The sequence below is a fragment of the Streptomyces sp. AC627_RSS907 genome (assembly GCF_019049165.1).
In genome coordinates, this window is record NZ_JAGMUE010000684.1 from 1 (window position 1) to 547 (window position 547).

Genomic DNA, 547 nt, shown 5'->3' on the forward strand with positions numbered 1-547 from the left:
CCTCCCTGTCGTGGGTCCACACGGCCACCGCCTGGCGCACCGCGCTCGCGCTGGTCGTGGTCTTCGTGCTGCTCGCCACCAGCGGCTGGGCCGTGGGAAGGCGGCTCGGCGCCGGGCCCGACCCGTTGAGCGCCTCGCTGGCCGCGTGGGGGAAGGGCGCCATCGCCGGGCGCCCGCTGCCGGACACGGACTCCTCGCCCCGCCGCCTGGCGCGGTTCTTCGACTCGCTCACCGGCGCCCAACTCACCCGTCTCGTCCGGCGCTACCCGCTGGCCGTGGGCAACCTCAACGGCGCCCCCGTCGGCCTGCGCTACCGGGCCAACCGGTTGGCGCTGCGCCAGGCCAGGCTGGTGGAGCGGGAGCGGACCCGCGACGACCGGCTCACGCCGTACGGGCAGCGCGAGGCGGGGCGGCGCGTGCACCGCTACGAGGCGCTGCTGAGCCAGGGGCGACAGATTCTCGCCTTCGACCCCGCGGGATCGGGCCGGGTCGCGGAGGTCTTCGGGAACCTGGCAACCGCGCGGCGGGTGTCGGTCGTGGTACCTGG

Annotated in this window: 1 protein-coding gene; it reads left to right on the plus strand. The window is 76.2% G+C overall.

Features of this window, described 5'->3' with window-relative positions; all coding sequences use genetic code 11:
- Positions 1-5: 5 nt before the first annotated feature.
- Positions 6-547 (plus strand): alpha/beta hydrolase (locus KUM32_RS37790; protein ID WP_217146349.1); only part of this gene is annotated, 542 nt, incomplete at its 3' end.